The sequence below is a fragment of the Edaphobacter sp. genome, from assembly GCF_035763405.1.
GTDB lineage: Bacteria > Acidobacteriota > Terriglobia > Terriglobales > Acidobacteriaceae > Edaphobacter.
Map to the genome: position 1 here is coordinate 1 of NZ_DASUBE010000029.1, position 7,509 is coordinate 7,509.

Annotated in this window: 8 protein-coding genes; 5 read left to right on the forward strand and 3 right to left on the reverse strand. The window is 62.7% G+C overall.

Going from position 1 to position 7,509, the window contains the following annotated elements; all coding sequences use genetic code 11:
• Positions 1 to 445, reverse strand: a 445-nt coding sequence (locus tag VFU66_RS02650; protein WP_326444683.1) for an NAD(P)/FAD-dependent oxidoreductase, incomplete at its 3' end; no start/stop codon positions are given.
• Between the two features lie 104 nt (positions 446 to 549).
• On the opposite strand from VFU66_RS02650, the gene VFU66_RS02655 reads away from it, so the two are divergent.
• The 5 genes from VFU66_RS02655 (at position 550) to VFU66_RS02675 (ending at position 5,154) form a co-directional block, all read left to right on the forward strand.
• The gene (locus VFU66_RS02655; RefSeq protein WP_326444684.1) at positions 550 to 1,353 is read left to right on the forward strand and encodes a hypothetical protein; all 804 of its coding nucleotides are present in this window, start codon (positions 550 to 552) and stop codon (positions 1,351 to 1,353) included.
• 407 nt (positions 1,354 to 1,760) lie between these two features.
• Complete coding sequence (locus VFU66_RS02660; RefSeq protein ID WP_326444685.1) at positions 1,761 to 2,942, forward strand: acetyl-CoA C-acetyltransferase; 1,182 nt, start codon at positions 1,761 to 1,763, stop codon at positions 2,940 to 2,942.
• Between the two features lie 206 nt (positions 2,943 to 3,148).
• A complete protein-coding gene (locus VFU66_RS02665; protein ID WP_326444686.1) occupies positions 3,149 to 4,294 on the forward strand; it encodes an OmpA family protein in 1,146 nt (381 codons plus the stop codon).
• A gap of 105 nt (positions 4,295 to 4,399) precedes the next feature.
• Positions 4,400 to 4,648, forward strand: coding sequence for a class I SAM-dependent methyltransferase (locus tag VFU66_RS02670; protein ID WP_326444687.1), 249 nt, complete (start codon positions 4,400 to 4,402; stop codon positions 4,646 to 4,648).
• Positions 4,615 to 5,154, forward strand: a complete 540-nt coding sequence (locus VFU66_RS02675; RefSeq protein ID WP_326444688.1) for a class I SAM-dependent methyltransferase — start codon at positions 4,615 to 4,617, stop codon at positions 5,152 to 5,154. Before VFU66_RS02670 ends, VFU66_RS02675 begins: the two co-directional genes overlap by 34 nt.
• Here the strand turns inward: VFU66_RS02675 and VFU66_RS02680 are convergent.
• Together VFU66_RS02680 and VFU66_RS02685 are read right to left on the reverse strand one after the other, a co-directional pair.
• The gene (locus VFU66_RS02680) at positions 5,141 to 6,538 is read right to left on the reverse strand and encodes an L-serine ammonia-lyase (protein ID WP_326444689.1); all 1,398 of its coding nucleotides are present in this window, start codon (positions 6,536 to 6,538) and stop codon (positions 5,141 to 5,143) included. The genes VFU66_RS02675 and VFU66_RS02680 overlap by 14 nt on opposite strands.
• Positions 6,539 to 6,629: 91 nt before the next feature.
• Positions 6,630 to 7,509, reverse strand: an 880-nt coding sequence (locus VFU66_RS02685) for a nicotinamide-nucleotide amidohydrolase family protein (RefSeq protein WP_326444690.1), incomplete at its 5' end; no start/stop codon positions are given.

The following is a 7,509-nucleotide window of genomic DNA, read 5'->3' on the forward strand; positions in this document are numbered from 1 at the left end:
GGATGGAGGCGAGCAGGGCACTGGCGAGTTGGCGGGGGTCGAGGCTGTGCTCGTTGAGATGGATAAAACGGTGGTTGCCGGGGGTGAGTTGCGGAAGCCGGCTGCGGAGGTCGTCGGGGCTGAGCACATTTGCGGGGTTTGGGACGTGTGGAGGAAGTGCTTGCAGGGTCTCGCTGGTATGCAGCGGGACTTCGATGCCGGAGAGGTTGCGCAGGCGTTCGAGGAATGCGGGGTAGAGCGAGATGCTGAGGTCGGAGAGCGGGCGCAGCAGTGGTGGGTTGTCGGGATCGGCGGCGGCGAGCATTCCGGCGGCGGCGGTTGAGGCTTCGCCAAGCGGCAGCGCTTGTTCGAGCACGGTGACGCGCGCGCCGCGGTGATGGAGTTCGAGGGCGAGCGAGAGCCCCATGATGCCGGCACCGGCGATCAGGATGTCAGAATGTTGCATAAGACCAGTTTAGTGGGCCGGGGGCAAGGTATAGTTTGGGGAACGGGTTTGTGGACGCCGGGCCGGTGGGATGGCAGACCGAAAGCAGGACCGAGGAGAGTGCGATGAGCGAAGAAGGATACGTTGCAGAGCGGTCGATGTCGGGAATCTTTATGGGCGTGGTGGTGGTGGCGCTGCTGGCTGCGCTGGGCGCACTGGTGTGGTGCTATGGGCTGTCGAACCATCTGTCGTCGGCTGAGCAGCAGTTGAAGGCGGCCAACCAGAAAAACGTCGATCTGGCACAGCAGTTGGATGAGACCAACGCGAGGCTGCGGGCGACGAGCGAGACGCTGGGCCAGAGCGTAGGCATGACGCAGAAACAGATGGAGGCGCGGGCGGAGAGCATTCTGGCGGCGCAGCGGGCGGCGACCTCGAAGCTGGAGGCGCAGCAGGCGGCCACCTCGAAACAGGTGGGCGCGGTGTCGAACGATGTCGCTTCGGTGAAGACGGATGTGGGCGGCGTGAAGACGGACGTGGCCAACACGAAGAGTGATCTGGAGGCGACGAAGACGCAGTTGAACCGCGTGGTGGGCGACGCGGGCGTGATGAGCGGCCTGATTGCGACGAACAAGTCCGAGCTGGAGATGTTGAAGCACAAGGGCGACCGGAACTACTACGAGTTCACCCTGCAGAAGGGCGCCAAGCCGACGCTGATCTCGACGATCAAGATCCAGTTGAAGAAGGCGGACATGAAGCACTCGCGGTACACGATGATGGTGAGCGCGGACGACCGGAACATCGAAAAGAAGGACAAGGGGCTGGATGAGCCCGTGCAGTTCTACACGGGCAAGACGCCGGTGCTTTACGAGATCGTGGTGAACGACATCCAGAAGAAGAGCGTTTCAGGCTACCTGTCTACACCGAAGTAGGCGCGCGAGCCGCGTGAATCGCGGAGAAAACGGAACGGGGGACGCTTGGTGCGTCCCCCGTTCCGTTTTGCCTTGGGTTGGATTTACTTCTTCTTCGCGGCCTTCTTCGCCGGTTTCTTGGCTGCCTTCTTTGCTGCTTTCTTAACTGCCATGTGCCTATTCTCCCTAATGATTAGACATAGACTCTGCAACCACACAACATTGCAGCTAACGAAGGTATAGATTTACGAAAATTAACTGTCAAGAAAAATCTGATGTTTTGAAGAAATATTTTTTAGTGAAGGTGTACCCCGATTGGGGAGGGAACGGAGCATGACGCCGATGTGTGAGTGTCACGGAGGCGATGCGGGTCGTATACTGGCGCGTTCCGTGCTTCGATTTTTTCATGCTGTGTGTGAGGTTGAACGATGAACGATGTGGTGATTGTCTCCGCTGTGCGGACTCCGGTGGGGAAGTTTCAGGGCGCGTTTGCGGAGATGACGGCGGTAGAGCTGGGTGCGGTTGCAGTGCGGGAGGCCGTGCGCAGAGCGGGGATTGACGCGGCTTTGGTGGATGAGTGCCTGATGGGATGCGTGCTGCCTGCGGGGTTGGGACAGAATCCGGCGCGGCAGGCGGCGTTGCGCGGCGGGCTTGCGGATACGGTGTCGGCGATGACGATCAACATGGTGTGCGGTAGCGGGCTGAAGGCCGTGGCGCTGGCCGCGCAGGCCATCGAAACGGGTGATGCGGAAGTTGTAGTGGCGGGCGGAATGGAGTCGATGACGAATGCGCCGTATCTTTTGCCGCAGGCGAGGCGCGGGATGCGGATGGGCGACTCGGCTGTGGTGGACTCGATGGTTCGAGACGGACTGTGGTGCGCGTGCGAGAACTATCACATGGGCATGACGGGCGAGAACGTTGCGGAGAAGCACTCGATTACGCGCGAGCAACAGGATGCGTATGCGCTGGAGTCACATCGTCGCGCAAGCGCCGCGTGGAGGGAAGGGCGGTTCGACGCGGAGGTGGTGCCGGTGGAGGTTGCGGGAAAGAAGGGCTCGGTGACGGTGGTGAAGCGAGATGAGAGTGTGCGCGATGACGCTTCGATAGAGGCGCTGACCGCGCTGAAGCCTGCGTTCAAGAAAGATGGAACGGTGACGGCGGGCAATGCTCCGGGAGTGAACGATGCGGCGGCGGCGGTGGTGGTGATGTCGGCTGCGAAGGCGGCATCGCTTGGGTTGAAGCCCCTGGTGAAGATTCGGGCGCAGGCTACGAGTGGGGTTGCGCCGAAGTGGGTGATGCTGGCTCCAGTGACGGGCGTGCAGAAGGTTTTGAAGAAGGCTGGGTGGGACCGCGATGAGGTGGACCTGTATGAACTGAACGAGGCATTCAGTGTGCAGGCGCTGGGCGTGATGAAGGAGCTGGGGCTGGATGCGGCGCGGGTGAATGTGAACGGCGGGGCGGTGGCGATTGGGCATCCGATTGGGGCCAGCGGCGCGCGCGTGCTGGTGACGCTGGTCTACGAGATGATGCGGCGCGACGCAAAGAAGGGTGTGGCGGCGCTGTGTCTGGGCGGGGGCAACTCGGTGGCGCTGGCAGTGGAGCGGGGTTGAGCGGCTGCTCGCCAGTGATTTGCCGCTGAAATTGCATCCGGGTGGACAACTGGCGGATGCAACTCCATCATCCAACGCGGATAGTCCGGCCTTTATCCGGGCCGGGATCCCTTTGCAGGTCCGGTCTTGTTTTGTCGAGGAACTCCGACGGGAAAAATCCTGGTCCAGAAGGAGAAAGTATGGCTGGCTCTATCGTAGATAGTTTGATGAGTACCTTAGGCCCTCAGGTTGTAGGGCCTATTGCTTCGCGACTTGGTGTTTCGACAGACGCTGTACAGAGCGGCCTGCAGAGCAGTTCGGCGGCGCTGCTTTCCGGCATCGCTTCCAAAGCGGACCAGCCGGGGTTTCTGAGTCAGATATTCAGCATGATCACAAGCCCTGCGAACAGCGCGGACGCGCTTTCGGATGCTATATCGAATATCGGATCGGGCGGGGCGGGGGCGCTCGGCGATCTGGGGAGCAAGTTCGCCGCAACTGTGCTTGGATCGGGCCAGTCGGCGGTGACGGATGCGATTGGCCGTGTCTCCGGTTTGGGCGACAAGGCGGGCGCGATGATGGGCATGGTTGCGCCGCTGGTGCTCGGCTTTCTGGGCAAGTATGTGCGGGACAATGGCCTGAACGCGAGCGACCTGGGCAATACGCTGAAGGGTGAGGCGTCGAAGCTGAGCGGATTGCTGCCGGCGGGGCTGGGGCCGTTGCTGAGCGGTGCGGGCGGACCTGCTGGCGCCGCTGCCGCCGTGCCTGTGGCTGCTGCCGGAGGAGCGCGGCGCTGGCTGTGGCCGCTCATCATCCTGGCGGCGATCATCATCGCGGCGCTGTGGTACTACAATCGCTCGAAGCCTGCTCCAGTGGCGGAGACGCCTGCGCCTGCCGCCGCGCCTGCTGCTTTACCCGCGGGCTGGGTTGGACTGAAGCTGCCGGATGGCGTCACGTTGAATGTGCCGGAGGACGGCATTGAAAACAAGCTGGCGGCGTTCATCGCCGACCCGACATTGCCGGTGGATAAGACGACCTGGTTCAACTTTGACCGGCTCACGTTCGATACGGGCAAGGCCACGTTGCAGTCGTCGTCGCAGGAGCAGTTGAACAATGTTGCGGCGATCCTGAAGGCATATCCGAACGTTCATGCGAAGATCGGCGGGTATACCGACAATGTGGGTAACGCTGCCGCCAATAAGAAGCTCTCTGACGAGCGCGCGAAGAACGTGATGGATGCGCTGGTTGCGGCGGGCATCGACCAGTCGCGGCTGGAGTCCGAAGGTTATGGACCGGAACATCCGGTGGCAAGTAACTCCACCGAAGCGGGACGCGCGCAGAACAGGCGCATCGCGTTGCGTGTGACACAAAAATAGTGGAATTGCGAATTGATGATTTGAGCCGGTGCAATGCGCACCGGCTTTCTTTTGCCGGAAGAAAATAGAATGCTGTTGAGGTGCAGAGGGGTGATGGACGAGAGTGTGAGGCGTTTTGATGGGCGCGTTGGCGAGTATGCGCGCTATCGGGAGCGGTATGATCCGGAGGTTTTGCTGCCGCGTTTCCGCGAGTGGTGCGGACTGAGGCCGGAGTGGGCGGTGGCCGATATTGGAGCGGGCACGGGGATGTTGAGCGATGTTTTTCTGGCGAACGGCAATCGTGTGCTTGCCATTGAGCCGAATGCCGGAATGCGCGAGAGGTGCGCAGAGCTTCACGCGGCGATCCGCGGCTGACGATGGTGGACGCCACAGCGGAGGCGACCGGGCTTGCGGATGGCTCGGTGGACATGGTGGTTGCAGGTAGGGCCTTGCACTGGTTCGACGTCGAGCGCGCGATGGCAGAGTTCAGGCGGATTCTGAAGCCGGATGGCTGGGTTGCGATTGTCGCGTTTGGCCGCTCCATGGAGGGACGAGAAGAGAATCTGGCGTTTGAGAAGGTCCTTGGCGAGCGCGTGGCGAAGAAGGTGGATGTGGGCGCCGTTTACGAGATCTATCGCAAGGTCGAAGATAGGTTGACGCGGGACTTTCACCACGAAGAGATTCGCGGGACGATGATGCTGACATGGGACGAGCTTTACGGGATGGCGATGTCGCTGTCTTCGGCGCCGCTCGCAGGGGACGTGCTGCACACGCCGTTTGTGGAGGGGTTCCGTGAGTACTTCGCGCAGTATGCCGTGAACGGTGCGGTGACGCTGGATACGCGCTACTGGATTAATGCGGGGAGGTTCAGCACTCGATGATATTGAGGGCGAGGCCGGCGAGCGAGGTTTCCTTGTAGCGGGATTGCATGTCGAGCCCGGTCTGGTACATAGTGGCGATGATCTGGTCGAGCGAGAGCTTGTGCCCGGTGGTCTCGTGCATGGACATGCGCGCGGCGTTGATGGCCTTGACCGCGCCCATGCCGTTGCGCTCGATGCAAGGGATCTGCACGAGGCCGCCGATGGGGTCGCAGGTCATGCCGAGGTTGTGCTCCATGGCGATCTCGGCGGCGTGCTCGACCTGCGCGTTGGTGCCACCGAGCGCGGCAACGAGCCCGCCTGCGGCCATGCTGCACGCTACGCCCACCTCGCCCTGGCAGCCGACCTCGGCTCCGGAGATGCTGGCGTTCTCCTTGTAGAGAATGCCGATGGCGGCGGCGGTGAGGAAGTAGCGGAGGATGCCTTCCTGTTTTTTTGATTCAGCCCCTTCGATAAAACGCATATAGTAGTGGCCGATAGCGGGGATGACTCCGGCGGCACCGTTGGTGGGCGCGGTGACGACGCGGCCTCCGGCGGCGTTCTCTTCGTTGACGGCCATGGCCCAGACCGTGACCCAGTCCATGGGCGCGAGTGGGTCTTTTGATCCTTCGGTTTCGAGACGGCGTGCGAGGCGCGGGGCGCGGCGGCGCACGTTGAGGCCGCCGGGCAGGATGCCTTCCGTCTCGATGCCGCGCCGGGTGCAGGTCTGCATGGTTTGCCAGAGCTTGAGGATTCCTGCACGGACTTTGCCTTCATCGCCGTTCAGCAGCGCGGTCTCGTTGGCGAGCACGAGGTTGGCGATGGTGAGGTTATGCTGTTCTGCTGTTGCGAGCAGTTCGGCGGCGCTGCGGAATGGGTGAGGAACGGTGCGCCTGCTGGTTGAAGTCTCTGCGGTGCGTTCGGCTTCGGTGACGATGAAGCCTCCGCCGATGGAGTAGTAGACCTCGTCGACGATGGAGACGTTGCTGGCATCGAAGGCGGTGAAGCGCATTCCGTTGGGGTGCGAGACGACGTTTGCGTCGGGGTACATCTGGTCGCGGCGAAGGTGGAGGCTTTCGCGCTCGGTGAAGGGAATGGTTCGGTGGCCGCCGAGCTTGAGTTCGCCCGTGGCACGGATGTCGGTGAGCTTCCGATCGATGGCGGCCGGGTCGATGGTGTCCGGCGCTTCGCCGAGCAGGCCGAGCAAGATGGCCCGGTCGGTGCCGTGACCGATGCCGGTCAGGGCGAGCGAGCCGTAGAGGTCCACGTTGACCGATGCGGTGCGGTCGAGGAGGTGCTTCGATTCAAGCCCGCGGACGAAGCGGTGCGCGGCGCGCATGGGTCCCACGGTGTGCGAGCTGGAGGGGCCAATGCCGATTTTGAAAAGTTCAAAGAGACTGGTGTTCACGGCTGCTTGATTTTAGTTGAACGGAAGAACAAGCCGCAGCAAAGGCGAGATACGGGGGTTCTTTGCTGGGCTCAGAATGGCAATGCAAATCTCAGAGCAGGTGGCGGCGGATGAGTTCGAGTGCCTGCTGGCTGGCCCAGAGGCGGATGCGATCGCGGTCTCCGGGGAGGCGGAACTCTTTGACTTGTGTCTCTTGTCCGTCGCTGAGGCCGATGTAGACGAGGCCGATGGGCTTGGCTGCGTCAGGGCCGGTGCCCGGCGTGGGGCCGGCGATGCCGGTGATGGAGACACCGAGTGAAGCGCCGGTGCGCGCGCGGATGCCTTCGGCGAGCGAGCGGGCGACCTCCGGCGAGACCGGGCCGTGCGTGGCGATGAGTTCGCGGGGCACGTCGGCGAAGGCGGTCTTGAGCGCGTCGGAATAGACGACCGCACCTCCGAGGAAGTAGCGCGAACTGCCGGGGACGGCGGTGAGGCGCTGGGCGAGCAGGCCGCCGGTGCAGCTTTCGGCGGTGGCGAGCGTAAGGTGGCGCATCCCGAGGTGCAGCAGTACGACCTCTTCGAGCGACTCGCCGTGCGAGGAGAAGACGGCGTCTTCCATCTCCGCTTCGACCTTGCCGGTCAGCTCATCGACGCGGGCCTGCGCCTCGGAGAGCGTGGGTTTGGCGGCGAGGAAGTGGAGCTGGATCTCGCCGGAGTGGGCGAGGATGGTGGTTTCGACGTCGGCGTACTGCTTGTAGATGGGTGCGGTGCGGGCATCGACGTGCGACTCGGGAATGAGCGCCATGCGGAGCATCCGCTTTGCGAGATGGCGGATGGGGAGTGTGGCGCCGAGGCGCGGACGCACCTGCTCGTCGAACATGGGCTTGAGTTCGTTAGGTGGGCCGGGGAGCAGGATGATGATCTTGCGATGAGTCTCGCCATTGGGGCTGGGGACGACGGTGTCGAGATACTGGCCGGGGGCGCTGCCGTTT

Coding starts and splice junctions, on each gene's coding strand:
- VFU66_RS02655 (WP_326444684.1), top strand. CDS start 550: ATGAGCGAAGAAGGATACGTTGCAGAGCGGTCGATGTCGGGAATCTTT.
- VFU66_RS02660 (WP_326444685.1), top strand. CDS start 1,761: ATGAACGATGTGGTGATTGTCTCCGCTGTGCGGACTCCGGTGGGGAAG.
- VFU66_RS02665 (WP_326444686.1), top strand. CDS start 3,149: ATGAGTACCTTAGGCCCTCAGGTTGTAGGGCCTATTGCTTCGCGACTT.